A 25,003-nucleotide genomic window follows, 5' to 3' on the forward strand; every position below is an offset into this window, starting at 1 on the left:
CCGGCCGCCCGTTCCAGGGCGCTCACGTCTCCCCAGGCCAGGGTACGCGCAACCGTTCCGGCGTCCCGGAACCGGCCGCTGCTGTTGCCGGGTCGTGACGGCGCCGCGCAGGCTGAGGTGCAGTACCGGCGCCGTTCGGCGACGGTCCTCGTCCACGACCTGACCACGGGGGAAGCACCTTGAACCGCACACCCACCCGCCGCGCCGCCGTGACCGCGCTGGCCGCGGTCGCCGCCACCTCTCTGCTCGCCGCCGGCTCCGCCGAGGCCGGGGCCGCCGCGCCCACCGCGGCGCCGAGGTTCCTCGCGCCGAAGGAACTGCCGCCGTACCCCCTCTCGCCCTGGTACGCCGACCGGGTCACCGGCGGCCTGCCCGAGGGCGGCACCGCCTGCGCCCTGCGCGGCCTGCCCCGCAAGGGCGTCTCGCACCGCTCGTTCTGGACCGAACTGGACACCAACGCCCAGCAGGTCACCTTCACGACCAAGAACACCAAGGCGGCGCGTGACCTGGCCGCCAAGCTCCGCGCGTCCGTGCGGGGCTGCGCCGGCCGCTTCCTGGAGCAGAACCCGGGCTCGGAGGCCGACTGGAAGGACTTCGGCGCCCTCGACGTGGAGGAGGGCGCGCACGTCTACGGCGTGCACGTCGCGCCCCCCGAGTCCGAGCACAACGTCCGGCTCTACGGGATCGGCCGCGACGGCCGCACCGTCACCGTCGTCGAGTGGGGCCAGATGGGGACCCTCGACCAGATCCCGCTGAAGGCCTTCAAGAAGACCACGCGGACCGCCGTGAACAAGCTGTACCGCTGACGACCGCTGACGACCGCTGACGACCGCTGACGCGGAAGCGCGGCCCACGGACACCGGCGGCGGGGCCCCGGGGGGAGCCCCGCCGCCGGAGCGGCACCATGTCCGTCACAGCGGCTCGACGCGGGTGAGCCCGCAGGCGTCGAGCCGCAGCCAGCGCGTGACGCCGATGCCCCGCAGGAACGGCAGGTCGTGGCTCGCCACGACCAGTGCCCCCTCGTAGGAGGCCAGCGCCGTCGTCAACTGCCGTACGCTCGCCATGTCCAGGCTGTTCGTCGGCTCGTCGAGCAGCAGCAGCTGCGGCGAGGGCTGGGCGAGCATCAGCGCCGCGAGCGAGGCCCGGAACCGCTCCCCGCCCGACAGCGAACCGGCCGCCTGGTCGGCCCGTCCGCCACGGAAGAGGAAGCGGGCCAGCGACGCGCGGATGCGGTTGCCCGTCGCCTCCGGGGCGAACCGCGCCACGTTGGCCACGACCGACAGCTCGTCGTCCAGGACGTCCAGCCGCTGCGGCAGGAAGCGCAGCGGCACATGCACCTGCGCCTCGCCCGCCGCCGGCGGCAGTTCGCCGGTGATCGTCCGCAGCAGCGTCGTCTTCCCGGCGCCGTTCCGGCCGACCAGCGCGATCCGTTCCGGGCCGCGCAGCTCCAGGTCCCCGGCAGGCGCCCCGTACGCCGTCCGCAGGGAACGCAGCGTCAGCACGTTCCGGCCGGCGGGCACCGCGGTGTGCGGCAGGTCGACGCGGATCTCGTCGTCGTCCCGCACCGCCTCCACGGCCTCGTCCAGCCGCTCCTTCGCCTCCGCCAGCCGCTCGGTGTGCAGCACGCGGTGCTTGCCCGCCGACACCTGGGCGCTGCGCTTGCGCAGTTTCATCACGGCGCGCGGCTCCCGCTTGTTGTCGTACATCTTCTGCCCGTACCGCACACGGCGGGCCAGTTTGACGTTGGCGTCGGCCAACTCCCGCTTCTGGCGCCGCACATCGGACTCCGCGACGCGCAGCATGCGCTCGGCGGCCTCCTGCTCGACGGCCAGGGCCTCCTCGCAGACGGCGATGTCGCCCCCGTACCAGCGGACCCCGCCGTCGCGCAGCTCGGCGATCCGGTCCACGTGCCGGAGCAGTTCGCGGTCGTGGGAGACGACCACCAGCACGCCGTTCCAGGCCGCGACCGCCTCGTGGAGCCGCTGCCTGGCCGCCAGGTCCAGGTTGTTGGTCGGCTCGTCGAGCAGCAGCACGTCCGGACGGCGCAGCAGCAGGGCCGCCAGCCGCAGCAGGACGCACTCGCCGCCCGACAGTTCGCCGACGACCCGGTCGAGGCCGACGTGGCCCAGTCCGAGGCCGTCCAGTCCGGCGCGGGCCCGCTCCTCCACGTCCCAGTCGTCGCCGACCGCCGCGAAGTTCTCCTCGCGTACGTCGCCGGCCTCGACGGCGTGCAGTGCGGCCCGCGCGTCCGCGATGCCCAGGGCCTCGTCCACCCGCAGCGCGGTGTCCAGGACGACGTCCTGCGGCAGGTAGCCGACCTCGCCGACGACGCGAACCGTCCCTTCGGCGGGGGTCAGTTCGCCCGCGAGGAGCCGCAACAGGGTGGACTTCCCGGAGCCGTTGAGCCCGATGAGGCCGGTGCGGCCGGGGCCGACGGCGAGCTGGAAACCGTCCAGGACGGGAGTGCCGTCCGGCCAGGCGAAGGAGAGGTCGGTGCAGGTGATGGAGATCGTGGGATGTCCCATGTGGTCCTCCGGGGTGCTCGTGAATGACGACGGGTCGGCACACGGGGACACCGGAAGGCGGGCGCTGCACACAGGCGGCTGCTCACGGCCGAGGTCGCACACGGGCCCGCGCGGACGCCGGTTCGGCGAGCCGCGGACACGGTGTCCCTGACCTCAGAAGAGCAACGGCCTTCTCCAATCGGACGGTGGCAGGCCGGAGCAGAAGCTACGCCGGTGCCCGGGCCCCGGCAACGCATTTACCGGGCGCCCGGTCCGTGGGAGTGTGACGCCGTGACCTCCCGGACCACCGCGCCCGACGGCCGCGTCGCCTCCGTCCTCCGCTTCACCACCGAGCTCGTGGCCTGGGTCGCGACCCCGTGGGCCCTGGCCGGGCACTCCTGGCCGCTCGCCGCGCTCTCGGTGGTCGTGCTCGCCGGCCTGCCGACGGTGTTCGCCACCCCCGGGGACAAGGCGCAGGTGATCGTCCCCGTCCCCGGCGCGGTGACCGTCGCGCTGGTGCTGCTGCAGCTCGGAGCGGCCGTCGTCTCCTCCTGGGCGGCCTGGCCCGCCCCGGTCGCGGTGCTGGTCGGGGTCCTCGCGGCCGCCACCGTCGTGGCCGAGATCCCCCGCTGGCGGTGGCTGACCGGGAATGGATTTGGTCCTGGCGCCGACACCCCGTAAGGTTGCGTTCAACGACGCGGGGTGGAGCAGCTCGGTAGCTCGCTGGGCTCATAACCCAGAGGTCGCAGGTTCAAATCCTGTCCCCGCTACTGAAGCCGAGGGCCCGGTGCATCAGCACCGGGCCCTCGGTCTTTGCCTGCCCGTGCGTGTCCGGCCGTGCGCTCAGCGTTTGCGGAGCGGTTCGTAGGGCGGGACGTCGCGCCCCGGCTGCCAGTGCGCGCCCTGGCGGATGTGCCGGACGATCAGCACCAGGTCGGTGCCGGCGGCGAGCGCCAGCAGACCGAAGAAGACGGCCCACCCGGTACGCCCCAGGTCGGCGAAGAGCACCGTTCCCGCGATCGCCCAGACCAGCCCGAAGGCCGCGAGTGCGAGCCGCATCCGCAGTGCGCTGCGAGCCCGCAGGGGCTCGTTCCCGCTCCGTCCCATACGCATGGAAAACGCCTCCTCATCCGGTTCGTACCCGGCTACGCTCGTCCCATGACATGGCGACATTGATCCGCACCGGAGTCCCCACTGGCGCGCAGGCTCTACGCCTACGCCTTCCTCGAGGACCTGATCCCGCTCTACCCGGTGTACGTGGTGCTCTTCGCGGGTGCCGGGCTGTCCGAGGCGGGGATCTCCTCGCTCTTCGCCGTCTGGTCCCTCACGGCGTTCCTGCTCGAGGTGCCCTCGGGCGTGTGGGCCGACCGCTTCTCCCGGCGCGCCCTGCTCACCCTCGCGCCGCTGCTGGCCGGGGCGGGCTTCACGCTGTGGACCCTGTGGCCGTGCTACGCGTCCTTCGCCGCCGGGTTCGTCCTGTGGGGCGCCGGGTCCGCGCTGCGGTCCGGGGCGCTGCAGGCCCTGGTGCACGAGGAGCTGACCCGCGTCGGCGCGGCGCACGCGTACGCCCGCCTCACCGGCCGGGCGCAGGCAATCGGCACCACGGCGGCCCTGGCCGCGACCGCGCTGGCGGGACCGCTCCTCGCGGCCGGCGGCGACCGCGCGGTCGGGCTGGCCAGCGTCGCGGTGACCGTGCTCACCGCGCTGGCCGCCCTCGCGCTGCCCGAACCCCGGGCACGCGGCGCCGGTGCCGACGAGGGCGGCGGCGCGGCCTCGTACGCAGGGCTGCTGCGCGAGGCCCTCGACCAGGCCCGGCACACCCCCGGCGCCGGGCGCATGGTGACCGTCGTCTCCCTGGTGGCCGGCGCGACCGCGCTGGACGAGTACGTCCCGCTGCTCGCGCAGGCGACGGGCGTGCGGCCGTCCTTCGTCCCGCTGCTCGTACTCCTGGTGACCGCGGGGGCCACGGCCGGCGGCTGGCTCGCCGGCCGCGGTACCCGCTGGGCCCCGCTCGCACCGGCCGCCGCCGTGGTGTGCCTGACCGCGGGCGCGGCCGGCACGCATCCGGCCGGCCTGGCACTGGTGGCCGTCGCCTTCGGCCTCCTCGACTGGGCGACGACGGCCGCCGACGCCCGCCTCCAGGACCGCATCACCGACCGCACCCGTGCGACGGTCACCTCCTTGGCGGGCCTGGGCTCCGAGGCCGGATCGCTCCTGCTCTTCGGCTGCTGGGCCCTGGGCTCCCACTGGTCCGGGCCGGGTCCGCTGTTCGCCCTGGCGGCGCTGCCGCTGCTGCTTCCTGTGCTCCTGCTGTGGAGGTGCAACATTTCCCCACCCCCACGACGTCAGTGAGGTGAGGGCGACGCCGGACGACGACGGGGTGGGACATGCACGAGGACCGTACGAAGGACTTCCTGGACTTCGCGAGGACCCGCGCTGCACATCTCTTCCGGTCGGCCTGCCTGCTCACCGGCGGTGACACCCATCTCGCCGAGGACCTCGTGCAGGAGACCCTCGGCAAGCTGTACGTCACCTGGTGGCGGGTGTCCCGCGTGGGCAACCCCGCCGGGTACGCCCAGACCGTGCTCGTCCGCACCTTCCTCAGCCACAGGCGGCGGCGCAGCAGCGGCGAGTCCCCCACGGGCGAGCTCCCCGACGTGCCCGCGGACGCCGGCGGCTCCGACAGCGACACGGCCCTGCTGCGGCTGACCCTCCTGGACGCGCTCGCCCGGCTGGCGCCCAAGGACCGCGCGGTCGTCGTCCTGCGCTACTGGGAGGACCGGAGCATCGAGGAGACCGCCGACGCGATGCGGGTCAGCTCGAGCGCTGTGCGCAGCCGGTCGGTGCGTGCCCTCGCCAGGCTCCGCGAACTGCTCGGCGACAGCCTCGCGGAACTCGTCTCCTCCCACTGACTCCCCCCCCACCGGCTTCCCTTCCCCTTACGACCTCTCCTCTCCTCCGGACGGTGGTTCACCATGCCCTTCGAAGACGACCTCGGCGCCGCTCTGCGGAGCACCGGCGACAGTTTCAGCACCGACCACCGCGCCCTCGTCGCGGCCGGCCTCGCGCAGGGCCGCAGCCTCCACCGCCGCCGTACGGCCGCCGTCGCGGGCACCGTCGCCGCCGTGGCGGCCGCGGGGGTGACCGCCGCCCTGGTCGTCCCCCGCGGCGGCGCCCAGGACGTGGGCCCGGCGACGACGGGCACGATCGCGAACTTCGGATGGGGCCCCGAGACGGCCTCCGACCGGAAGATGCTCGCGGTCTTCGAGGACCTGCTCCCCGCGGGCAGGATCCTGGCCGGGCACGCCACGGACACGCGGCCCTCGGCGCACATGGTCCCCAGGGCCCAGGTCGTCTGGGACGACGGTCACGGCGCGTCGACGATCGCCGTCGCCCTCAGTCGCGCCACGCCCGGCCAGGAGCGCACCCGTTGCCCCGACCTCACGCTCATGAGGGAGGGCAGCACCTGCACGCGCACGGAACTCCAGGACGGGTCGGTGCTGGTGGTCATCAGGACCTGGGAGTACCAGGACGAACGCACGGGGCCCAAGAACTGGCGGGCCGTCCTGACCACCCGTGAGGGCCACCAGATCGAGGCCGACGAGTGGAACGCCACCGAGCAGAAGTCCGAGCACTCCACCCGGGACGACCCGCCGCTCAGCGCGGCGCAGCTCGGTGCCCTGGTGCGTGCGACGGAGTGGAAGCGCCTGTTCGCCGTGTTCCCGGAGGCTTCGGCCTCGTCCGGGGAGCCCCGCCCCGGATCCGGCGAGGTGAGCGGCACGGAGATCCTGAAGCGCCTCAAGGCCGTCATGCCGGCGGGCCTGAAGATCACCGCACCGGTGGGGGAGGACGGCTACGCCCACGTCACGGTGGACGACGGTCACGGGCCCACGCTCGTCGAGGTCAACGTCCAGCACTGGGCCGAGGAGGACTTCGGGGACCTGAACTTCTCCGACCCCCAGACCCTGCCCGACGGCACCAAGGTGCAGACCACTCAAGGGGCGGGGGACAAGGGCGGGGCCGGGATCCAGCAGTGGACCGCCGACACCCTGCGGCCCGACGGGCTGCGGGTCGTCATCTCGGAACTCAACTCCGGTGGCTACCACCGGCCTCCCACGCGCACCACGCCCGCCCTCGGCATGGACGCCCTCGTGAAGGCGGCGACCGACCCCCGGTGGGAGTCGCTCGGATGATCACCCGGGCGGCCCGCCCGGCGGGCCGCCCGCCATGGGGTCGGTTAGCGTCGCCGGTGGCCCCACGGGATTCCACGAGTCGCTGTTGACGGGGGGACAGCAGGCCTAGAATCCGGGACTGTTGCAGTGTCCACCGACCCGTTCAGGGGGAGCGCGCATGTCCCACCTCCCGTCCAGACGTGCGATGTTGCGGACGGCGGCGACGGCCGCGGGCGCCGTGGTCGTCGGATTCGACCCCCTGGGCCGCAGTTGGGCCGTGGCCGCGGCGGCCGCGGACCGGGCGGACGGCACGCTGGCGGGGCTGCCCCACCTGGACGGGACGCTGTTCACCGACGACGCCTCCCTCGGCGCCGCCGCGGACGACTTCGGGCACATCGTGCACCGCAGGCCGGTCGCGGTGCTGCGTCCGGGGTCGGTGGACGACGTCGTCGCCATGGTGCGCTTCTGCAACCGGCACGGGCTGAAGGTGGCGCCGCGCGGCCAGGGCCACGGCACCTACGGTCAGGCGCAGGTCGACGGCGGGCTGGTCATCGAGACCACGCCCCTGGCGGGGATCGGCCCGGTCGGAGCGCACAGCCGTACCGTCACGGTCGGCGCCGGGGCCACGTGGAGCGAGGTCACCAGGGCCACCCTGGCGCACGGGCTCACGCCGCCCGTCTTCACCGACTACCTCGAACTCTCCGTCGGCGGCACCCTGTCCGTGGGCGGACTCGGCGGGCAGAGCCACCACCACGGCGCCCAGGTCGACAACGTCACCGAGCTGCACGTCGTCACCGGGGCGGGCGAGTCGCTGCGCTGCTCCCCGTCGCGGCACCGGGACCTGTTCGAGGCGGTGCTGGCGGGCCTGGGGCAGTGCGCCGTCATCGTGTCGGCCACGCTGCGCCTGGTGAAGGCCCCGGCGACGGTCCGGCACTACCTGCTGCCGTACCACGACCTCGGCACCTTCCTCGCCGACCAGCGACTGCTGGTCACCGACGGCCGGTTCGGCTACGTCGAGGGCCAGGTCGTCCCGGACGCGAACGGCGCCTTCCGCGGCTACGTCCTGGAGGCGGTCTCGTACGACGCCGCGCCCGACGACGCCGCGCTGCTGGCGGGGCTGCACCACGACACCGCGGGCGTGCAGACCGAGGACCTCGGCTACTTCGCCTTCCTCGACCGGCTCGCGGCCTCGGTGGCGGCGCTCAAGGCCGCCGGCCTGTGGGACTTCGCCCACCCCTGGCTCAACCTGCTCATCCCCGGGGACAAGGCCGCCGCCGTGGCCGGCGGCATCCTCGACGCGCTCACGCCCGCCGACCTGGGTCCCGGTGTCGTGCTGCTCTACCCGCTGCTGCGCGAGCGCCTGCACCGCCCCCTGCTGCGGGCCGGCCAGGACCCGGTCCCGTACCTGCTCGCCGTGCTGCGCACCACCCCGCCGCAGGACACCGCGACGGTCGACCGCCTCCTGGCCGCCAACCGGGCCGCGTACGAGGCCACCCGGGCGGCCGGCGGCACCCAGTACCCGGTCGGCTCCATCCCCTTCGGCCGCGCCGACTGGCGCGCCCACTTCGGCTCCGCGTGGCCCGCCCTGGCGGCGGCCAGGCGCCGGTACGACCCCCGGGGGATCCTCGTCCCCGGTCAGGGGATCTTCTGAGCGGGCGGCCCGCCCCGTAAGGTCCCCCCATGGGGAGACACATCGCGTTCGACCGACTGCACAACTTCCGCGACCTGGGCGGCTACCGCACGGCCGGCGGCCGCACGGTCCGCTGGGGGCGGCTCTACCGTTCCGACGCGCTCTCGAAGCTCGGGGGCACGGATCTGGAGCGCTTCGCCGCCCTCGGGGTGCGCACGGTCATCGACCTGCGCTACCCGTTCGAGATCGAGGCCAAGGGGCGCGTCCCGGAGGCCACCGGGGTCGCCTACCACAACCTCAGCATCGAGCACCGGCCCGTCGACCAGACCGCGTTCGGGCCGGAGGTCGAGACGACCGCCTTCTACGCCCGGCTGCACGCGGAGGTCGCGGCCGACGGCGTCAAGGAGCTGGCGCGCGCGCTCGAGGTGATCGCCGCCGACACCAGCGGGCCGCTGGTGTTCCACTGCGCGGCGGGCAAGGACCGCACCGGGCTGCTCGCCGCGCTGGTGCTCGGGCTGCTGGGGGTGTCCGAGGAGGACATCGTCGCCGACTACGCGCTGAGCGAGCTGGCCACCGCCCGCCTGCTCGCGGACTGGACGGCGGCCAACCCGGAGCGGAGCCTGCGCTGGCCCGGCTGGGGGAGGGCGCCCGCCGACGCGATGCGGATCTTCCTCGCCGGGCTCACCGCCGAGCACGGTTCCGTCGAAGGGTACGCCCGCGCGCGGCTCGGCACGGACGACGCCCTGCTCACCGCCCTGCGCGAGGTGCTGCTCACCGGCTGACCCCCCAACGTGCAACTTATCGGTTGCGCGATATGGCCTTACGTGCAACCCTGGAGTTGCACGTAAGGCTGTCCAGCGACGGAGGAACCATCATGAGCACCCAGACCCAGGACCGGATCGAACGGGAGATCAGCATCGCGGCGCCGGTCGAGCGCGTGTGGGACGTCCTGACCAGGCCCGAGCACATCGGCCGCTGGTTCGGCGAGGACCTGGGCGGTGGCGGCGCGCCCGCGGACGTGGACCTGCGGCCGGGCGGCGCCTTCGAGATCGACCACGGCTTCGGTGTCTACCCCAGCCGCATCGTGAGCGTGGAACCGCCGCGCTACTTCTCCTACCGCTGGGCCACCGCCTTCCCCGGCGCGGAGGCCACGCAGGACAACTCCACCCTCGTCGAGTTCACCCTCACCGCCGACGGGGACGGCACCCGTCTGCGGGTCGTCGAGAGCGGCTTCGCGGCCCTCGCCATCCCCGAGGACCGCATCCCGTACGCCGGGTACGAGAGCCATGCGCAGGGCTGGGTGGACGTCACGGCCGGACTCGCCACGTACGTGGAGAAGCTGCCCGCATGACGCAGACCCGTACCGAGGGCGAGGAGGACGTCTTCGCCGCGCTGGCCGACCCGATGCGGCGTCGCATCCTGGACGCCATCGCCGAGCACGGTGACACCACCGCCACCGTGCTCGCGGCCGAGCTCCCCGTGTCCCGTCAGGCGATCGTCAAGCACCTCACGGTGCTGGACCACGCGGGACTGGTCGCCGGGAGGCGCACGGGCCGGGAGATGCGGTACGCCGTACGGCCCGAGCGGCTGGTGGCGGCGGCGCGGTGGATGGACCGCGTCGCCGCCCGCTGGGACGCCCGGCTGTCGGCCATCAAACGCCTTGCGGAGGAACCCACTTCGCGGGACCCCGGTGTAACCTGAGCGCCGTGAACGGGGAGAGGCCGCCGGACAAGTTCTCCGGCCGCATAGGCGACGGTCGGATCAACTGGCAGGTGGGCCTGCTGCTCGTCGTCGTGAACGTGGTGCTGCTCGCGCTGGGCGTGGCATCGACCTTCTGGTTCTTCGGGCAGGACATCGGCATCGCGGGGCTGTCCGTGGCGCTGCCCGCCATGAGCCTGTGCACCTTCCTGGTGCTCTTCACCGACTCCCGCGACGTGCGCACCGCCGTGATGTCCGCCTTCACGGTCCTCTACTTCGGTTTCGTCGCGGCCTCGTTCAACAACGAGGTCGCGCGGGCGATGGCGGACACCTCCGGCTTCCTCGACGACGTCTACGGCAGCTTCAACACCTTCATGATCGTGATGGTGGGCTTCTACTTCGGCGGCAAGACCGCGGAGAAGGTCGTCGAGAAGAAGCAAGCCGGCCGGCAGGCCCCCGCCGCCGCCCCGCCTGCGCCCGCCGGGGACGAGCGCGGCACCGTCACGCCGCTGCCCGCGCCCGCCTCGGCCGTGGACGCCAACCCGGCCTGACCGGCCCGGACGCCGCAGCCGGCCCCGCCGCACTTCGGCGCGGAGCGTCAGCCGGGGACGATCAGGTCGATGCCGTAGGCCGCCACCGCCAGGCACGCCGCGAAGCACAGGGCCGCCACGGCCAGGGCCGTCTTCTCCTGGGCGTCGCGCGACTGCCCGTCGCGCGGGCCTCCGCCGCCGGCGCGGCCCCACGCGGCGACGCCCAGCGAGAACATCACCACGACGGCGATCGTGATGCCGAGGCTGGCCCCGAACACGCTGCCGAGGTTGCCCCACTGGATGTCCATGCGGATCCGCTCCTCACCGTTGCCCGGCCGAGTGGCCGGCGGGGCTCGGCGCCGGTGCACCGGGCCGCGTGTCGTTGACGTTCTCCGCGGTCACCGGGCGACGGCGCGACAGGAGGTAGAAGCCCGCGGCGGCGGCGACGGCCACACCCGCCACGAGCGCCACGCCCAGGTCGCCGTGGTCCGCGACCCAGGCCGCGACCCCGCCCACGGCCGCCGCCGCGGGGAGCGTCAGCACCCAGGACACGGCGATCCGCCCGGCGACCCCCCAGCGCACCTGGGCCAGTTTGCGGCCCAGCCCGGCGCCCAGGATGCTGCCGGTGCAGACCTGGGTGGTGGACAGCGCGAAGCCCAGGTGTGAGGACGCGAGGATCACGGAGGTCGCGCTCGTCTCGGCGGCGAAGCCCTGCGGGGACTCGATGTCGGTCAGCCCCTTGCCCATGGTGCGGATGATCCGCCAGCCCCCCACGTACGTGCCGAGCGCGATCGCCAGCCCGGCGCTCAGCACCACCCACCACGGCGGACCGGAACCGGGGGCGAGCAGTCCCCCCGAGATGAGCGTCAGCGTGATGACCCCCATCGTCTTCTGCGCGTCGTTGGTGCCGTGGGCGAGCGCCACGAGCGAGGCGGAGCCGATCTGGCCGGCCCGGAAGCCGCGCTTCACCTCGTTGCCCCGGGTCCGTCTGGTGATCACGTAGGCCAGGTACGTCGCCAGCATCGCCACCACGCAGGCCACGACGGGTGAGGCGACCGCGGGGATCACGATCTTCTCCAGGACCTCGCCGGCGTTGACCGCGGACGCGCCCGCGCCCACCCAGACCGCACCGATCAGCCCGCCGAACAGGGCGTGCGAGGAACTGGAGGGCAGGCCGAGCAGCCAGGTGACGAGGTTCCACAGGATGGCGCCCACCAGCCCGGCGAAGATCATGACGGCGGACACCTTGGCGTCGTCGACGATGCCGTTGGAGATGGTCTTGGCGACCTCCGTGGACAGGAACGCCCCCAGCAGGTTCAGCACACCGGCCACCGCCACCGCCACCCGCGGCGTGAGCGCGCCCGTGGCGATCGACGTCGCCATGGAGTTGGCCGTGTCGTGGAACCCGTTGGTGAAGTCGAAGGCGAGCGCCGTGACGATGACGATGACGATCAGAAAGGAGACAGTGGCCACCGCATACCTCCCACCCGGGTGCGGTGCAGTTCACCGGGCCCTTCGTAGCGATGTCGTGTCGGGATTCCAGGCTAGGCGAGGTGCCGGTGGGCCGCATGGCACGGCCCTCCGGACGGGCACGTCGCCGGAAAATGCCTGGCGGCGGGTGGCCCGTGGGGGGCACGATGCCCGCATCATGGAGAACACCGAGACGCCGTACCGCCTGATCAGGGCCGCGCACACCGAGGACGCCGTGACGGTCTATCAGGCGTACCGCCCCGAGATCGGTGACCACGCCGCGCAGCACGGGCGCTTCCCCGCGAGCTGGAGCCGCTCCCGGATGACGTGGATCAAGCCGTCGTTCCTGTGGATGATGTACCGCAGCGGCTGGGGCCGCAAGGACGGGCAGGAGAGGGTGCTCGCCCTCGACATCAGCCGCGACGGCTTCGACTCGGCGCTCCGGCAGGCCTGCCTGTCGCACTTCGACCGCTCGGTGTACCCCGACCGCGAGACCTGGGCCGAGCGCGTGCGCACCACGCAGGTCCGCGTCCAGTGGGACCCGGAGCGGGACCTCTCCCTGCGTCCGCTGCCGTACCGCTCGCTGCAGCTCGGGCTCACCGGCCGGACGACGCGCGACTACGCCGACCACTGGATCGTCCGGATCCGGGACGTCACCGCGCTCGCCCAGCGCGTCCAAGGGCTTGTGCGCTCCGGCGACCACGAGGCCGCGAAGGCGCTGCTGCCGCAGGAGCGGCCCTATCCGGTCGACGCGGCGACCGCCGCCGTGATCGGCGCGAGGACCGGGCTCAGCGGCCGTCCAGCTCCGCGATGAGCCGCTTCGGGGCGACCACGCGGTAGCTCTCCTCCACCCAGTCGCACAGCACCTCGGCGGCCGGCGCCGCCCCGGTGAGGGGGACCGTGACCCAGCCGGCCCCGCCGAGGCCGTAGCCGGAGGGCTCGGCGCCGGGGACCGAGAAGGTGCGCGCCTTCGCGCTCACGCTGCCCGGCGCGGCCGAGGAGTTCCCCTGGGGCGAGAGCGTCGTCAAGGTCAACAAGAAGGTCTTCGTCTTCCTCGGTGCCGGCGACGGCAGCCATCCTCCCGGCATCAACGTCAAGCTCAAGGACCCCCAGGTCCACGAGCGCGCACCTTCTCGCGCACGGCGAGCGGGTCGTGGACGGTGGTCACGGGGCCTCCCCGGGGCGGGCGCGGACGGCGGGCGACGGGCACGCGTACGCCCCGATCGTAGGACGGGGGCGGCCCGGATCCCGGGCAGGCGGGCCCCGCGACGCGCGAGGCCCCGCGACGCGCCAGGCGCCGCAGGGCCGGGCCGCGGGGGCCGTACCGGCCCGCTCATGAGCAGTACTGCGCCTCCTTGCCGATGGCGCGGTACATGCAGTCCGCGTTCTCCAGGAGCAGCAGCACCGCCTCGCGGTTGCGGCTGGTCTGGGCGGGGATCACCTCGTCGGGCGGGTAGAAGCCCGAGGAGCCGTTCGGGCCCGGGTACATCTCGAAGGTGTACGCCCAGATCCCCTGGTCGCCCCAGAGCCAGTCGTCGATCGACCCGTCGGTGATGTAGAGGTCGCTGGACTGCTCGGGGGTGTAGCCGTTGGTGGCGGCCATGGTGCGGCCGAAGGTGGCGAAGGTGTTGTACTGGTCGGCCGTCATCCCGGTGGTGGTGTTCGCGGTGGTGTAGCCGAAGGGCCACAGGACGAGCTGGCTGTAGGTGTGGAAGTCGATGCCCGCCGTGATCTGCTGCCTGCCGCCGACGACCCGGCCGCGTACGAAGTCCGCGACGAGCCTGACCTCGGGTGCGGACTCGGGGGACGCGCCGCGGTAGGTCTCGCTCGACTTGGTGCCGGAGGAGCCGCCGCAGCAGCCCCACCGGTAGTTCCAGTTGCGGTTGAGGTCGGTGCCGACGGCGGAGGAGCCGGAGTTGGGCTGGCGGTTCTTGCGCCAGCTGCGGTAGGAACCGGTCGCGATGTCGTACTCGCCGCCGTCCGGGTTGAGGTCCGGGATGATCCAGATCTCGCGGGAGTCGACGATGCCCTTGATGCGGCTGTCAGTGGCGTAGGTGTCGCCGAACTGGTGCAGCAGGTAGAGCGCCATCTCGACGGTGAGGTGCTCACGGGCGTGCTGGTGGTGGGTGAACAGCACCTCGGGCTCGGCCTCGTCGGTGCCGACGTTGTCGCTGACCTTGACGGCGACGATGTTCCGGCCGCCGTAGGAGGTGCCGATGACCTGCTGCCTCATGATGGCGGGATGCGCGGCGACCAGGGCGTTGATCTCCGCGGTCATCTCCGCGTGGTTGTGGTAACCGGAGTCGGAGCCGGGGAAGTCCAGCACCGAGGCGCCCCCGTCGGCGCCGCGGCCGCCGTCGCTCCCGGCGGGCGGACCGGGGAGCGCGGTGAGGCGGTAGCCCGCGGAGCGGAGTGCGGCTGCCTGGGCGGCGTTCGCGGTGACGACGGTGGAGTGGGTGCGGGCGGCGTCAATGGATACGCCGTGGGCGGCGAGCGCGGTACGGGCGGCGACGGTGCCGGTGCCGGCCACCTCGTACTGCCGGACGATCTCGTCGGCGGCGGCCGCGACGGGACGGCCGCCGGCGGTGGCCGGCGAGGCGTCGGCCTGGACGGCGAGCGAGGTCGCCAGGGCGCAGGCGAGCAGTGCGGCGGTGACCGTCGCCCGTCGGCCCGTTCGGGGGATGTGCATGGACGTCCTCCTGGGTGTGGGGGTAGCGCAGGAGTTCGACCCGATCGTGCGGTCGTGGCATGCGCGCGTCAAGATGTCCACGGTGCCTTCGGCTGTGAACGCCCGGAACCCTCCGGTGGATTGGCCGGGGGCCGCCCTGAAGGGCCCTGCGCGGCGCCGGTACGATCGGCGCAATGCCCGGACGTAGCGCAGAGGCAGGCGCGCCGTCTTGCCAAGACGCATCACGCCGGTTCGAATCCGGCCGTCCGGGCAGTCGGTGACACATGGGGCCCGTAGGGCAGAGGCAGACCCGCCGCCCTCTCAAGGCGGATACGCCGGTTCGAATCCGGCCGGGCCCCCGATAGGATCATCGCAATGCCCGGATGTAGCGCAGAGGCAGGCGCCCCGTCTGCACAACGGGATCACGCCGGTTCGAATCCGGCCGTCCGGGGCAGCCGGGGGCATATGGGTCCGTAGCGCAGAGGCAGGCGCCGCCGCCTCAGCAAGGCGGATACGCCGGTTCGAATCCGGCCGGACCCATCCCTCTTCGTCGCGGCGGGACATCGGGCAGGAGCCATGGGGGAGACGGGCGACATCACGGAGGCGGAACTCGCCGTCTTCGACGCGGTGGTGGGCAAGCTGCGCGCGCTGCCCGTCGACGATCCGGTACGGCTGAGGGCCGAGCAGGTGGCCGCGTCCTTCGCCCGTGACGGACGGCTGCGGCGCAGGAAGACCCGGCGGGACGGCCGGGCCATGGCGGACGCCGACGTCGTGGCGGCCACCGCGACCGGTGCGCGGGCACGCCGCGAGGACGCGCCCCTGGACGAGGTGGCGCAGGGAGGCGCCGCAGGGGAGTTCGCCAAACCCCGCCGCTGCTACGTCTGCAAGTCCTTCTACCGGCAGGTGGATGCCTTCTACCACCTGCTCTGCCCCGCCTGCGCCACGGACAACACCGCACGCCGGCGCCTGCGTACCGACCTCGGCGGCAGGCGCGTGCTGCTGACCGGCGGCCGCGTCAAGATCGGCTTCCAGCTGGCCCTGATGATGTTGCGCGACGGGGCCGAACTCCTGGTCACCAGCCGCTTTCCCCGGGACACACTGCGCCGCTTCACCGAGGCACCCGGCAGCGAGCAGTGGCTGCACCGGCTCACGGTCGTCGCCGTGGACCTGCGCGACCCCCGCCAGGTCGTCGGCCTGTGCGAACGGCTCCGCGAGACAGGTGAGCCGCTGGACATCCTGGTCAACAACGCGGCCCAGACGGTCCGGCGGCCACCCGAGTCGTACGCGGCCCTCACCGCGGGCGAGCGCGCGCCGCTGCCCGCCGGGGCGCGGCCCAAGGCCATGCTCACCGCTCCGGGATTCGGCACCGCCCCCGCGCTGCCGGCGGCCGCCGGTCCCACCGTCGAACTCCTGCTGGCCGGGACCGACGAGGCCGGGCTCCTGCCCGACACCGCCCCGGAGAACTCCTGGTCGGCGGAGCTCGGCGGCCTCGACCCGGCCGAGGTGCTGGAGACCCAGCTCGTCAACTCCCTCGCCCCGGCGCTGCTCTGCGACCGCCTGCTGCCGCTGCTGCTGGCCTCCCCGCGGCCGCGCCGCTACATCGTCAACGTCACCGCGGTCGAGGGGCGCTTCACGGTGCGCAACAAGACCGCCGGCCATCCGCACACCAACATGGCCAAGGCCGCCCTCAACATGCTGACCCGCACCAGCGGACCCGCACTCGCCCCACAGGGCGTCCACATGTGCAGCGTCGACACCGGCTGGATCACCGACGAGAACCCGCTGCCGAAGAAGAACCGGCTGGCAGACCGGGGCTTCCGCACCCCACTGGACGTCGTGGACGGCGCGGCCCGGGTCTACGACCCGATCGTGCGCGGAGAGGCCGGGCACCCGCTCTCCGGCGTCTTCCTCAAGGACTACCAGGAAGCCGAGTGGTGAGATGACGGACGACCGGCCCCCGTACGCGGGCGTCCCCGAGACCGTGCCGCGCCCGCACGCCGACCTCGAGCCGCTGCTGGGCTGGCTGCGCGGCGGCGAGGGCGTGCCCGAACGCCGGGACTTCCCGGCCGGCACCGCCCTGCCCGACGGGCGCCTCGACCTGTGCAAGCAGGCGCTGGGCCCGGAGGGGGCGGCCGCCGTCGCCGAGGCCCTGCGTCAGGCACCCGCCACCGGTGCCGTACGCCACCTGCTGCTCGGCACCGACGGACTGGGCGACACGGGCGCCGCCGCCGTCACCGAACGCACCGGGGGCACCGGAGTCGAGACGCTCTACCTGGGCTGCAACGGCATCACGGCGGGTGGCGCCTGCCGCATCGCGGACAACCTGCGGGCCTCACCGCAGGCCGTCACCGGGGTCTGGCTGAAGCGCAACCCGCTCGGCGGCGGCGCGGGCGAGGCGGGTGCCGGACTCGTGGAGTCGGCACGGTCGTTGCGCACCCTTGACCTGGTGCAGACCGGACTCGACCCCGCGGGCCTCGCCGTGCTGGCCGACGCGCTGGTCGTCGCCGCCCGCTCGGGACGCGCCGTGGAGCGGCTGTTCGTCGGCGGCAACGCGCTCGGCACGGCCGGAGCCGCCTGCCTGGGGACTGTCATCACAGCGGGAGCCGTCGCCGAGCTGTACGTGTCGGCCGCCGGTCTCGGCGACGAGGGAGCCCTCGTGCTCGCCGAGGCCCTCGCCCGGGCGCCGCACGGCCGGCTCACCCGGCTCTCCGTGGCCAGCAACGGCATCGGAGCGGTGGCCTGCGCCCGCCTGGTCACCGCCGCGACGGCCGCGGGTGTGGAACTCGTGGACCTGGGGCGGGTCAAGGCCGCCCGCGTCCTGGGCGCCGCGGACAACCAGGTCGACGTCGAGGCGGCCACGGCGATGGCCGCGGCACTGACCTCGGCGCCGCACCGGCTGACCCATCTCGTGCTGGCCCACACCGGAATGCGCAGCCGGGAGGCGCACCGTCTGCTCGACGCCGCCCCGGCTGCGGCGACCGCGACGCGCTACGTCCTCGGCAAGGGCATCGCGACCAGCGTCCGGCGGCGGCTGGACGCGCTCAGCGCGCACCTGCCTTCGCCGGCCGTGCCCGAGGACGTCGCCGCCGTGCGCAGCGTCCACCGCACCCCGCGCTGATCAGCGGGGCATGCGGGCGAAGGTCTCGATCCAGAAGCGCTGCGTCTGCTCCGAGGCGCCCACCAGGTAGGTCGAGCGCAGCTTGGGCGGCAGCAACGCCACCAGCCGGGCGACGGCCTTGCGGTGCCGCTTGAGCTGGGACAGCTCCGCGTTGGCGATCACCTGGTGGACGACGTCGCTCTCGTCGTTGCCCTCCCCGGACTCCTCCCGGGCCCGTCGCAGCCGTGCCTCCCAGGCGTCCACGTCCCGCGCCAGTTCCCGCAGCCCGGTCACCGAGCGGTTGGCGAGCCGGTCGACCAGCGCGGTCAGCGGCACCGGGGCGTACTCGCCGTCGCCGAGGTAGACCGTGGCCATCTGCAGGGGCAGACCGCGTTGGTGGAGCTTGATCAGCCGCTCGATGGTGCGCTTGGTGATCCAGGCGCGGCCCTCGTCGTCGATGTCGTGCTTCCACCACTCCAGCACGGTCTCGGCGAGGCCGCCGTACCGCGCGATCAGCCACTCGTTGGCCGGGATGTCGCCCGGTTCGACGGTGAGCGAAGCCGTGAAGCGCGTCGCCTGGGCGATGTTGTTGCGGGACACCATCAGCCGGCGGCCCAAATGGTACGGCGGGTTCTGCACCGCTATCTGGGCACGCAGGTTCTCGATCGGGCGCCCCGCCAGCGACCACTCCTGCGTGATCTCCATCAGCTTGGCGAACGCGGCCTTGTCCTTGGGCCGGTTGTACTCGTCCCAGACGATCGCCTTCGGCTCGCTCCCGGTGAACTTCTGCGCCAGCAGGGTGTCCAGTGAGCCGTCCCGGTCCGGGACGGGCGCGCACAGGTCCTCGACGTTGGTGACCGGCAGCGAGAAGTACAGCGGGTCACGGCCCAGGTCCTCGCGCAGCGTCTCGCGCACCACCTCGGTCTTGCCGCAACCGGGCGGCCCCTGGAGCAGCACCGTCCACCGGTTGCGCAGCGCCGCCCGCACCACCGAGCGCACCGGGTCCGGCACGGTCGCCGGGTTGGGCACGCCGAGCTCCGTGGCGATCCGGTCCAGGATCTCCGACGTCCGGTCCTGCCCCGGCCTGCCGTCCGGCCGGGGCTCCGCCAGGCGCAGCCGCTCGCCGTTGACCAGCGGCAGCCCCCAGCGCAGCGGGAACCCCTCCCGCGCGTTGGCGAGGACGTGGTCGAGGGTGCGCGGGGAGAGCAGCTCGCGGACCGCCGGGCCGAGCGACGCCCACAGGGCGAAGACCCCGTTCAGGTCCCAGTCCCGGTACTTCTCGGCGAGCTTGCGCCGCCACGCCGTGTTGTTGGCGGTCACCCGCACCGTGACCATGCGGTCGAGGACGGCCAGGTCGCCGCGGCGCGCGGCCGTCTCGGACAGCGACTCGTTGTCGCTGAGGAACACCCCGACGCAGCCCAGCGCCCGCAGGTCGTACTCGCCGAGCGTCCAGTTGCAGGCGATCTGCATCAGCTGCGACTGGATCGTCTCGCCGGCCTGCAGCGAGTCGTCGATGAGCAGCACGAACGGGCGCCCCGGCCGCAGCTGGCTCATCACCAGCTGGCGCAGCACCAGTTCGTCCGAGTGCGGGTCACGGACCGGCGCGTTCACCAGGAGGTCGTCCGGGGTGAGGTTGGCAGCGGGCACGTAGACCAGCTCGGCGTGCGGATGGGCCTCGGCGACGTGCGAGAAGAACGTCGAGGTCTTGCCGATGCCGTGCTCACCGAAGACCTGCCCCGTCTGCCCCATGTCGATCATCGCGTCGATGAACGACTCCAGCCGGGAAGCCTCCGGCCGGCCCTCGGGCGGCCGTGGATAGGTGGCGTTGGCCCGCCAGGGCCGGGGGCCGGCCGTGGCGGTCGCCGCGGTGGTGGTCATCTCGCTCCTGTCGTCACGCGGTGGCAGGCCATGGGCGGGGTGTGGGCGTCGGGCCAGTCGTCGCCGCCCTCGGTGATCAGCCATATCCACTTGTCGGGCTCCTGCGGCGTGATGTGCGGGGCGTAGCCGTCGGTCAGCACGACCACCGCGTCCGGACGCTCCTCGAAGCGCCGCCCTCGGACTTCCGTACGCCCCTCCACGTAGTCGGCCACGGCCTGGAAGCTCGTGCCCCCGCCGCCGTACACCCGCTCGCCGGGGGCGAAGGGCATCACGACGCCGTCGAAGGAGAGCCAGTGGGCCTCCACGCCGTCGATCCGCCCGACGAGTTCGGTCAGCCAGGTGATGACGGAACCCGGCATGGACCCCGAGGTGTCGTAGGCGATGACCAGCACCTTGTCGCGGACGGGGCCGCGCCTTGAGAGCATCGGGTCGTGGCCGAGCGCCGCCAGCAGCGCGCCCCGCTTCTTCGGGTAGACCAGCCGCTCGCCCTCGCGCAGCTTCGAGGCGACCACGTCGACCAGCCACCGCTGCCACCAGTCCACCCGCCGGGTCCTGACGGTCTCGCCGCGCAGCGTCCCGGCGCCCAGCTGTCCCCACAGCCGGGCCGTGCGCTCCGAGGCGCCCTCGGTGCGGCCCATGAGGTCCAGCAGCTCGCGCTCGGCTCCGGTGTGCCCGCGGCGCGCGGCCAGCAGCGAGTTCAGCAGGGAGGAGGAGACCAGTGCGTCGATGGTGCCCTGGTCGCCCGGTACGCCCTCACCCTCGAGGTGCACGCACGACGACGTCAGGGGCACCGGTGGGTGCTTCATCCGCTTGAGCTCGGTGTAGACGCCCATGTCGGTCTCGACGAACTCCGCATAGGACAGGGGTGTCAGCCCCTGCTCCGTCAGATCCCGCTCGTACGCGGCGTGGACCTCGTGCGGATCGACCCCCGTCGGCCGGCCGTCCCGCAGCGGCAGGGCCTGCCGTCGTAGGCGGACCAGCGCCACGTGGTTGATCGCCACCTCCGCCGCGGTGGAGAAGACCGGGTCCTCCCGCAGCGCGGGCTCGGCGAACAGATGCCGGTGCACCACGTGCCGGGCCTCGTGGAAGAGGACGAACTTGACCCCGTCCAGCCCCAGGTCGACGAAGAACGCGGGGTTGTACAGCAGGAGGACGGAGCCGTCCCCCGAGGCCACCACCGCCGCGGTGTCCACGGCCGTGGTCGGGATCTGGTGCGGGCACTTGGCGTACAGCCAGGACGCGACCGCCGACTCGGTCAGCCCGAAGTCCAGCAGCGCGGCCTCCTTCAGCCGCTCGGCCTCCGCCACGACGACCGGATCCGCCGGATGCCACTGCTCCAGCGCCCGCCGGTCGGCGAGGTCGACCACGGGTCGTCGCCCGCGCTCGTCGAATCCCATGTCGGCCCCCCACGTTCGTGCCCCGGACCCTCCTGGCCCCTTGGTGACTCAGTGTTACCAGAGGCCACTGACAACGGGCCGTCGGCTTCCTCCCCGGCGCCCTCCCCGGCGCCCTCCGCGATCGCCCCCGCCGTCGTGATCAGCTCCGGCAGCGTGCCCGTGAACGTCGGCAGGAGCTGCGTCAGCACCGCCCACGCCTCGGTGTTGCCGCCCAGCTCCGTGCGCACCAGCGGCCGCAGCGCGTCGGCGGCCTCCGGCAGCCGCAGCGGGAACGCCCAGCGGCCCATGGCCAGGACGCGCAGGGCGTCGCGTGCCGGACGCGTGCCGGTCGCGTACGCCCCCGGGCCATCCACGACGCCCGCGTCACGGAGCCGGTTGGTGAACTTGCGATGCGTACCGAACTGCGTGCGCAGCGCCGGAGGGCAGTCGGGGCGGATCGCCAGTGCCCAGCGGGCGTAGCCCGGCAGCGGCTGCTCGCGGTCGGCCTCGGCCACCACGGCCCAGTCGTCCCGCCCCACCGTCAACGCGGCGGCCCGGCCCTGGGACATACCCGCCACGGCCCGCAGCGCGGCGACCAGCGCCTCCGGCCCGGCCGGCAGGGCGAGTTCCGGCGCCGGAAAGTGCGCGAGGTCCGCGTGCACCTTCACAGGGCGGGAGCGATCCGGCCCGTACGGAAGGCCGTTGAGGATGTCGTACCGGACGCGGTCGTCGGTCCGCCAGTGGTGGTACACCAGCGCGTTGGTCCGGGGATCGTCCTCCTGCAGGATCCACCAGAGCACCGACGCCGGCAGGTTGTGCCACAACGGGCCCCACATCAGGTGCTCCGGGGGCTTCGCGACGGCCGCCGGATCCTCCTCCGGCACACCCGTCCGGCTCCGCGCACGCGCGGCGAGCGCCGGGTCGACCAGACCCAGCAGGAAGCCCAGTTCGCCGGCGGACACCGCCTCGTTCAGCATGCCGTGATCGTCTCACCCGGCACCGACAGCGGGCGACTCAAAAACCCCGGCGCAGCACCCCGTCCAGGACCGCCGACCACTCGCGGACGATGCCCCCCCGGCGGGCGCTGTCGTCGCTGAGGAGGTTCGCCAGCCCCAGGCCGCGGGCCATGTCGAGGGTGGCCTGGACGGTCTCCCTGACCCCGGCCACCGCCTCGTCCGCGCCGAGCATCTCCACGGCGAGCCGGTGCGCCTCCCGCCCGATGCGCGCCTCCAGCGAGGTGACCCGGGGCCGCAGTTGCTCCTCGTTCGCCGCGGCGACCCACAGGTGCAGGGCGGCCCGGAAGATCGGCCCCGTGTAGAGGTCGACGACCATGCCGACCACGGCGTGCGTGCGGGGCACGCCCTCGCGGGGGAGGGCGTGCGCGTGCTCGCGCAGGGCGACCAGCCACTGTTCGGCGACGAACTCGATGGCCCCGGTGAACAGGTCCTCGCGGGTGGGGAAATGGTGCTGGGCCGCACCCCGCGACACCCCCGCGCGCTCGGCGACCACGGTCACCGTGCTGCCCGCCCAGCCGCGTTCGGCCAGGCAGGCGACGGCGGCCCCCAGCAGCCGCTGCCGCGTGGCGCGGCTGCGGTCCTGCTTGGGCGTACGGGTGCCGGCGCTCACAGCGCCCATGGGGCCTCCCGCCGTTCGAGGAACGCCCGCATCCCCTCCGCGGCCTCGGGCGAGCCGAACAGCCGGGCCGACTGCTCGGTCAGCGCCGCGGCGTCCCGGTCGAAGACGCGCAGCACGGCGGCCGTCGTCAGCGCCTTGGACTCCGCGAGCCCCTGCGGCGACGCCGCGCGCAGCCCGGCGAGGATGCCGTCCAGCGCCTCCTCCGGCGCGGCGACCAGGCCGGTGCGGACGGCCTCCGCGGTGTCGAAGACCTCGCCCGTCAGGTAGTGCCGCGCGGCGGACCGGGCGTCCATACGCGGCAGCACGGTCAGCGAGATCACGGCCGGGGCGAGGCCGAGCCGTGCCTCGGTGAAGGCGAAGCTCGCCCCCGCCCCCGCCACCGGGACGTCACAGGCCGCCAGCAGCCCGAGGCCGCCCGCGCGCACGTGACCGGTCACGTGCGCCACGACCGGCTTGGGCAGTTCCACGATGGCCCGCAGCAGCGCCACCAGCCGCCGCGGCCCGTCCGGCGACGCCGCCTCCTTCAGGTCCGCGCCCGCGCAGAAGGTGCCGCCGGTGTGCGTGAGCAGCACCGCCCGCGTGGCCGGGTCCTTGCCGGCCCGGGCCAGCGCGTCGGACAGCTCGTCGACCATGCGTGCGGACAGCGCGTTGCGGTTGTGCGGGGAGTCCAGCGTGAGCGTGGTGATCCCCCGGTCGTGCGCGCTCCGCACGCAGGGTGCCCCGGCGTCGTCGGTCATCAGGTGGTACCCCTTTCCCGGGCGCGCAGTTCACGCCGGAGGATCTTGCCGCTCGCGGCCCTCGGTATCGCGTCGGTGAACTCCACCCGGCGCACCTTCTTGTACGGGGCGACCTGCGCGGCCACGTGCGCGATCACGTCGTCCGGCGTGAGGCCGGAGCCCTGCTTCGGCACCACGTACGCCTTGGGGATCTCGTTGCCGTCCTCGTCCACCACGCCGATGACCGCGGCGTCGGCCACCCGCGGGTCGGTGAGCAGCACGGCCTCCAGTTCGGCGGGCGGCACCTGGTAGCCCTTGTACTTGATCAGCTCCTTGACCCGGTCGACGACGTGCAGCCACCCGCCGGCGTCCACCCGGCCGACGTCGCCGGTGTGCAGCCAGCCCTCCTCGTCGATCATGGCGGCGGTCTCCTCGGGCCGTCCCAGGTAGCCCTTCATGACCTGCGGACCGCGGATCTGGATCTCCCCGGTGCCCTCGGCGGCGGCGTCCCCGCCCTCCTCGCCGAGCGGCACGATGCGCATCTCGGTGCTGGGCAGCAGTTTGCCGACCGCGCCGGGCGGCGCGTCCCGCGAGTCCAGCGGCACCACGTGCGTGCCCGGGGAGAGTTCCGTCATCCCGTACGCCTGCAGGATCGGCGGCAGTCCCAGCCGCTTGGAGCAGGCCTGGGCCAGCTCCGCGTCGAGCGGGGCCGCCGAGCACAGCACGTACTCCAGCGAGCTCAGGTCGTGCGCGGCGACCGCCGGGTGCTTGGCGAGCGCCAGCACGATCGGCGGGGCCACGAAGAGGCCCTGTACGCGGTGGGTCGCCACCGCCTTCAGGAACTGCTCCAGGTCGAAGCGCGGCAGCACCACGACGGTGGCGCCCTTGCGCAGCGGGGCGTTCATGAGCGCGGTGAGCCCGTAGATGTGGAAGAACGGGAGCACGGCCAGGATGCGGTGCCCGGGGCCCATCGAAAGCGTCGGGTCCAGCTGGGCCAGGTTGGTGGCGATGTTGCGGTGGGTCAGCATCACGCCCTTGGGCACGCCGGTGGTGCCCGAGGAGTACGGCAGTGCGGCCAGGTCCTCGCCCGGGTCGAAGGTGATCTCCGGCTCGGGGGCGGTGGAGCCGAGCAGGTCCAGGACCGAGCGGTGGCCCTCGGCGCTGTCGCAGACGAGGATCTCCCGCACGCCGCCGGCCTGCTCCGCCGCCTTGCGTGCGGTCTCCAGCAGCGGCGAGACGGTGACGATCCACGAGGCGCCGCTGTCCCGCAGCTGCCGCGCGAACTCCTCGGCCGTGGCGAGCGGATGGACGGTGGTGACGGCCGCCCCGGCGCGCGTGGCGCCGTAGAAGACCGGCGGGTAGGCGATGGTGTTGGGGCTGTGCAGGGCGAGGACGTCGCCCTTGCGCAGGCCCGACTCGGCCAGCGCCGCGGCGATGCGGTGGGTGAAGGAGTCGAGCTGCGCGTAGGTGAGCGTCGTGCCCTCGACCCCGTCGACGAGCGCCGGCCGGTCGCCGAACTCGGCGGCGTGGCCCAGCACAGCCTCGTGGATCGGCAGGTCGATGGCGGGAACCGCGGGGTACTCGCTGTGGAACACGGCCGGCTGTGCCATGGCCGTTCCCCCCTCCTCG

The 25,003-nt window shown here is 73.5% G+C and carries 24 protein-coding genes, 5 tRNA genes and 2 pseudogenes; 19 read left to right on the forward strand and 12 right to left on the reverse strand.

Features of this window, described 5'->3' with window-relative positions:
* The first annotated feature begins 179 nt into the window (after positions 1-179).
* Positions 180-806, forward strand: a complete 627-nt coding sequence (locus ABZ312_RS18175) for a hypothetical protein (protein ID WP_500323807.1) — start codon at positions 180-182, stop codon at positions 804-806.
* 105 nt (positions 807-911) lie between these two features.
* On the opposite strand, the gene ABZ312_RS18180 is transcribed toward ABZ312_RS18175, so the two are convergent.
* Positions 912-2,525, reverse strand: coding sequence for an ABC-F family ATP-binding cassette domain-containing protein (locus ABZ312_RS18180; protein ID WP_500438166.1), 1,614 nt, complete (start codon positions 2,523-2,525; stop codon positions 912-914).
* Between the two features lie 270 nt (positions 2,526-2,795).
* Between ABZ312_RS18180 and ABZ312_RS18185 the strand changes: the two genes are divergently transcribed.
* Together ABZ312_RS18185 and ABZ312_RS18190 are read left to right on the forward strand one after the other, a co-directional pair.
* Entirely contained in the window at positions 2,796-3,185 is a 390-nt protein-coding gene (locus ABZ312_RS18185; RefSeq protein ID WP_500323809.1) for a hypothetical protein, read from the forward strand.
* 15 nt (positions 3,186-3,200) lie between these two features.
* Positions 3,201-3,274, forward strand: a tRNA-Met gene (locus ABZ312_RS18190).
* A 73-nt stretch (positions 3,275-3,347) separates the two neighbouring features.
* Here the strand turns inward: ABZ312_RS18190 and ABZ312_RS18195 are convergent.
* Positions 3,348-3,617 (reverse strand): DUF6343 family protein, encoded by a 270-nt coding sequence (locus ABZ312_RS18195; protein ID WP_500323810.1) that lies wholly within the window; start codon positions 3,615-3,617, stop codon positions 3,348-3,350.
* Between the two features lie 144 nt (positions 3,618-3,761).
* On the opposite strand from ABZ312_RS18195, the gene ABZ312_RS18200 reads away from it, so the two are divergent.
* From ABZ312_RS18200 to ABZ312_RS18235, 8 genes are all read left to right on the forward strand, one after another.
* Positions 3,762-4,856 carry an MFS transporter gene (locus ABZ312_RS18200; protein WP_500438168.1) on the forward strand — a complete coding sequence of 365 codons (1,095 nt, stop codon included), beginning with the start codon at positions 3,762-3,764 and terminating at the stop codon, positions 4,854-4,856.
* Between the two features lie 35 nt (positions 4,857-4,891).
* Positions 4,892-5,416: a SigE family RNA polymerase sigma factor gene (locus tag ABZ312_RS18205; protein WP_500323812.1), complete on the forward strand. Its 525-nt coding sequence runs from the start codon at positions 4,892-4,894 to the stop codon at positions 5,414-5,416.
* 63 nt (positions 5,417-5,479) lie between these two features.
* Entirely contained in the window at positions 5,480-6,697 is a 1,218-nt protein-coding gene (locus ABZ312_RS18210) for a hypothetical protein (protein ID WP_500438170.1), read from the forward strand.
* 157 nt (positions 6,698-6,854) lie between these two features.
* Positions 6,855-8,327 (forward strand): FAD-binding protein, encoded by a 1,473-nt coding sequence (locus ABZ312_RS18215; protein WP_500438172.1) that lies wholly within the window; start codon positions 6,855-6,857, stop codon positions 8,325-8,327.
* A 29-nt stretch (positions 8,328-8,356) separates the two neighbouring features.
* Positions 8,357-9,088: a tyrosine-protein phosphatase gene (locus tag ABZ312_RS18220; RefSeq protein ID WP_500323815.1), complete on the forward strand. Its 732-nt coding sequence runs from the start codon at positions 8,357-8,359 to the stop codon at positions 9,086-9,088.
* Positions 9,089-9,180: 92 nt separating this feature from the next.
* Positions 9,181-9,657 carry an SRPBCC family protein gene (locus ABZ312_RS18225; protein WP_500323816.1) on the forward strand — a complete coding sequence of 159 codons (477 nt, stop codon included), beginning with the start codon at positions 9,181-9,183 and terminating at the stop codon, positions 9,655-9,657.
* The gene (locus ABZ312_RS18230; RefSeq protein WP_500323817.1) at positions 9,654-10,007 is read left to right on the forward strand and encodes an ArsR/SmtB family transcription factor; all 354 of its coding nucleotides are present in this window, start codon (positions 9,654-9,656) and stop codon (positions 10,005-10,007) included. The genes ABZ312_RS18225 and ABZ312_RS18230 overlap by 4 nt, the downstream gene beginning before the upstream one ends.
* Positions 10,008-10,012: 5 nt before the next feature.
* Positions 10,013-10,555 carry a hypothetical protein gene (locus ABZ312_RS18235; RefSeq protein WP_500438173.1) on the forward strand — a complete coding sequence of 181 codons (543 nt, stop codon included), beginning with the start codon at positions 10,013-10,015 and terminating at the stop codon, positions 10,553-10,555.
* 47 nt (positions 10,556-10,602) lie between these two features.
* Here ABZ312_RS18235 and ABZ312_RS18240 read toward each other — a convergent pair whose 3' ends face one another.
* Together ABZ312_RS18240 and ABZ312_RS18245 are read right to left on the reverse strand one after the other, a co-directional pair.
* Positions 10,603-10,842, reverse strand: a complete 240-nt coding sequence (locus ABZ312_RS18240) for a hypothetical protein (RefSeq protein ID WP_500323819.1) — start codon at positions 10,840-10,842, stop codon at positions 10,603-10,605.
* 13 nt (positions 10,843-10,855) lie between these two features.
* Positions 10,856-12,007 (reverse strand): inorganic phosphate transporter, encoded by a 1,152-nt coding sequence (locus ABZ312_RS18245; RefSeq protein ID WP_500323820.1) that lies wholly within the window; start codon positions 12,005-12,007, stop codon positions 10,856-10,858.
* A 175-nt stretch (positions 12,008-12,182) separates the two neighbouring features.
* On the opposite strand from ABZ312_RS18245, the gene ABZ312_RS18250 reads away from it, so the two are divergent.
* Positions 12,183-12,818 (forward strand): DUF4291 domain-containing protein, encoded by a 636-nt coding sequence (locus ABZ312_RS18250; protein ID WP_500323821.1) that lies wholly within the window; start codon positions 12,183-12,185, stop codon positions 12,816-12,818.
* On the opposite strand, the pseudogene ABZ312_RS18255 reads toward ABZ312_RS18250, so the two are convergent.
* A pseudogene (locus ABZ312_RS18255) lies at positions 12,793-12,957 on the reverse strand (MmcQ/YjbR family DNA-binding protein); the annotation flags it as partial. The gene ABZ312_RS18250 and the pseudogene ABZ312_RS18255 sit on opposite strands and share 26 nt — an antisense overlap.
* Before the next feature lie 7 nt (positions 12,958-12,964).
* Between ABZ312_RS18255 and ABZ312_RS18260 the strand changes: the two are divergent.
* Positions 12,965-13,066, forward strand: a pseudogene (locus ABZ312_RS18260) (MmcQ/YjbR family DNA-binding protein); the annotation flags it as partial.
* Between the two features lie 271 nt (positions 13,067-13,337).
* On the opposite strand, the gene ABZ312_RS18265 reads toward ABZ312_RS18260, so the two are convergent.
* The gene (locus ABZ312_RS18265) at positions 13,338-14,693 is read right to left on the reverse strand and encodes a M14 family metallopeptidase (RefSeq protein WP_500323823.1); all 1,356 of its coding nucleotides are present in this window, start codon (positions 14,691-14,693) and stop codon (positions 13,338-13,340) included.
* Between the two features lie 177 nt (positions 14,694-14,870).
* On the opposite strand from ABZ312_RS18265, the gene ABZ312_RS18270 reads away from it, so the two are divergent.
* The 6 genes from ABZ312_RS18270 to ABZ312_RS18295 all read left to right on the forward strand — a co-directional run bounded on the left by ABZ312_RS18270 (position 14,871) and on the right by ABZ312_RS18295 (position 17,790).
* Positions 14,871-14,943, forward strand: a tRNA-Gly gene (locus ABZ312_RS18270).
* A 16-nt stretch (positions 14,944-14,959) separates the two neighbouring features.
* Positions 14,960-15,031: transfer RNA gene (locus tag ABZ312_RS18275), tRNA-Glu, on the forward strand.
* Positions 15,032-15,051: 20 nt separating this feature from the next.
* Positions 15,052-15,123, forward strand: a tRNA-Cys gene (locus tag ABZ312_RS18280).
* Between the two features lie 16 nt (positions 15,124-15,139).
* Positions 15,140-15,212: transfer RNA gene (locus tag ABZ312_RS18285), tRNA-Ala, on the forward strand.
* A 36-nt stretch (positions 15,213-15,248) separates the two neighbouring features.
* Positions 15,249-16,610: an SDR family NAD(P)-dependent oxidoreductase gene (locus ABZ312_RS18290; RefSeq protein WP_500438175.1), complete on the forward strand. Its 1,362-nt coding sequence runs from the start codon at positions 15,249-15,251 to the stop codon at positions 16,608-16,610.
* A gap of 1 nt (position 16,611) precedes the next feature.
* On the forward strand, positions 16,612-17,790 hold the full coding sequence (locus ABZ312_RS18295) for a leucine-rich repeat domain-containing protein (protein ID WP_500323825.1): 1,179 nt from the start codon (positions 16,612-16,614) through the stop codon (positions 17,788-17,790).
* Here the strand turns inward: ABZ312_RS18295 and ABZ312_RS18300 are convergent, their stop codons facing one another.
* The 6 genes from ABZ312_RS18300 to ABZ312_RS18325 are packed head-to-tail and all read right to left on the reverse strand — an operon-like array spanning position 17,791 to position 24,984.
* Complete coding sequence (locus ABZ312_RS18300; protein ID WP_500323826.1) at positions 17,791-19,647, reverse strand: ATP-binding protein; 1,857 nt, start codon at positions 19,645-19,647, stop codon at positions 17,791-17,793. It lies immediately after the preceding gene.
* A complete protein-coding gene (locus ABZ312_RS18305) occupies positions 19,644-21,044 on the reverse strand; it encodes a vWA domain-containing protein (RefSeq protein WP_500323827.1) in 1,401 nt (466 codons plus the stop codon). The genes ABZ312_RS18300 and ABZ312_RS18305 overlap by 4 nt, the downstream gene beginning before the upstream one ends.
* On the reverse strand, positions 20,933-22,000 hold the full coding sequence (locus ABZ312_RS18310; protein WP_500438177.1) for a hypothetical protein: 1,068 nt from the start codon (positions 21,998-22,000) through the stop codon (positions 20,933-20,935). Before ABZ312_RS18310 ends, ABZ312_RS18305 begins: the two co-directional genes overlap by 112 nt.
* Before the next feature lie 37 nt (positions 22,001-22,037).
* The gene (locus ABZ312_RS18315) at positions 22,038-22,658 is read right to left on the reverse strand and encodes a TetR/AcrR family transcriptional regulator (RefSeq protein WP_500438178.1); all 621 of its coding nucleotides are present in this window, start codon (positions 22,656-22,658) and stop codon (positions 22,038-22,040) included.
* Positions 22,646-23,395 carry an enoyl-CoA hydratase family protein gene (locus ABZ312_RS18320; RefSeq protein ID WP_500438179.1) on the reverse strand — a complete coding sequence of 250 codons (750 nt, stop codon included), beginning with the start codon at positions 23,393-23,395 and terminating at the stop codon, positions 22,646-22,648. The genes ABZ312_RS18315 and ABZ312_RS18320 overlap by 13 nt, the downstream gene beginning before the upstream one ends.
* A complete protein-coding gene (locus ABZ312_RS18325) occupies positions 23,395-24,984 on the reverse strand; it encodes a 4-coumarate--CoA ligase family protein (RefSeq protein ID WP_500438180.1) in 1,590 nt (529 codons plus the stop codon). The genes ABZ312_RS18320 and ABZ312_RS18325 overlap by 1 nt, the downstream gene beginning before the upstream one ends.
* Between the last annotated feature and the right edge of the window lie 19 nt (positions 24,985-25,003).

It is taken from the genome of Streptomyces sp. NPDC006207, from assembly GCF_040613835.1.
In the GTDB taxonomy this organism is placed as follows: domain Bacteria; phylum Actinomycetota; class Actinomycetes; order Streptomycetales; family Streptomycetaceae; genus Actinacidiphila.

Coding starts and splice junctions, on each gene's coding strand:
- ABZ312_RS18180 (WP_500438166.1), bottom strand. CDS start 2,525: ATGGGACATCCCACGATCTCCATCACCTGCACCGACCTCTCCTTCGCC.
- ABZ312_RS18195 (WP_500323810.1), bottom strand. CDS start 3,617: ATGCGTATGGGACGGAGCGGGAACGAGCCCCTGCGGGCTCGCAGCGCA.
- ABZ312_RS18205 (WP_500323812.1), top strand. CDS start 4,892: ATGCACGAGGACCGTACGAAGGACTTCCTGGACTTCGCGAGGACCCGC.
- ABZ312_RS18210 (WP_500438170.1), top strand. CDS start 5,480: ATGCCCTTCGAAGACGACCTCGGCGCCGCTCTGCGGAGCACCGGCGAC.
- ABZ312_RS18215 (WP_500438172.1), top strand. CDS start 6,855: ATGTCCCACCTCCCGTCCAGACGTGCGATGTTGCGGACGGCGGCGACG.
- ABZ312_RS18220 (WP_500323815.1), top strand. CDS start 8,357: ATGGGGAGACACATCGCGTTCGACCGACTGCACAACTTCCGCGACCTG.
- ABZ312_RS18225 (WP_500323816.1), top strand. CDS start 9,181: ATGAGCACCCAGACCCAGGACCGGATCGAACGGGAGATCAGCATCGCG.
- ABZ312_RS18230 (WP_500323817.1), top strand. CDS start 9,654: ATGACGCAGACCCGTACCGAGGGCGAGGAGGACGTCTTCGCCGCGCTG.
- ABZ312_RS18240 (WP_500323819.1), bottom strand. CDS start 10,842: ATGGACATCCAGTGGGGCAACCTCGGCAGCGTGTTCGGGGCCAGCCTC.
- ABZ312_RS18250 (WP_500323821.1), top strand. CDS start 12,183: ATGGAGAACACCGAGACGCCGTACCGCCTGATCAGGGCCGCGCACACC.
- ABZ312_RS18265 (WP_500323823.1), bottom strand. CDS start 14,693: ATGCACATCCCCCGAACGGGCCGACGGGCGACGGTCACCGCCGCACTG.
- ABZ312_RS18290 (WP_500438175.1), top strand. CDS start 15,249: ATGGGGGAGACGGGCGACATCACGGAGGCGGAACTCGCCGTCTTCGAC.
- ABZ312_RS18295 (WP_500323825.1), top strand. CDS start 16,612: ATGACGGACGACCGGCCCCCGTACGCGGGCGTCCCCGAGACCGTGCCG.
- ABZ312_RS18300 (WP_500323826.1), bottom strand. CDS start 19,647: ATGACCACCACCGCGGCGACCGCCACGGCCGGCCCCCGGCCCTGGCGG.
- ABZ312_RS18305 (WP_500323827.1), bottom strand. CDS start 21,044: ATGGGATTCGACGAGCGCGGGCGACGACCCGTGGTCGACCTCGCCGAC.
- ABZ312_RS18310 (WP_500438177.1), bottom strand. CDS start 22,000: ATGCTGAACGAGGCGGTGTCCGCCGGCGAACTGGGCTTCCTGCTGGGT.
- ABZ312_RS18315 (WP_500438178.1), bottom strand. CDS start 22,658: ATGGGCGCTGTGAGCGCCGGCACCCGTACGCCCAAGCAGGACCGCAGC.
- ABZ312_RS18320 (WP_500438179.1), bottom strand. CDS start 23,395: ATGACCGACGACGCCGGGGCACCCTGCGTGCGGAGCGCGCACGACCGG.
- ABZ312_RS18325 (WP_500438180.1), bottom strand. CDS start 24,984: ATGGCACAGCCGGCCGTGTTCCACAGCGAGTACCCCGCGGTTCCCGCC.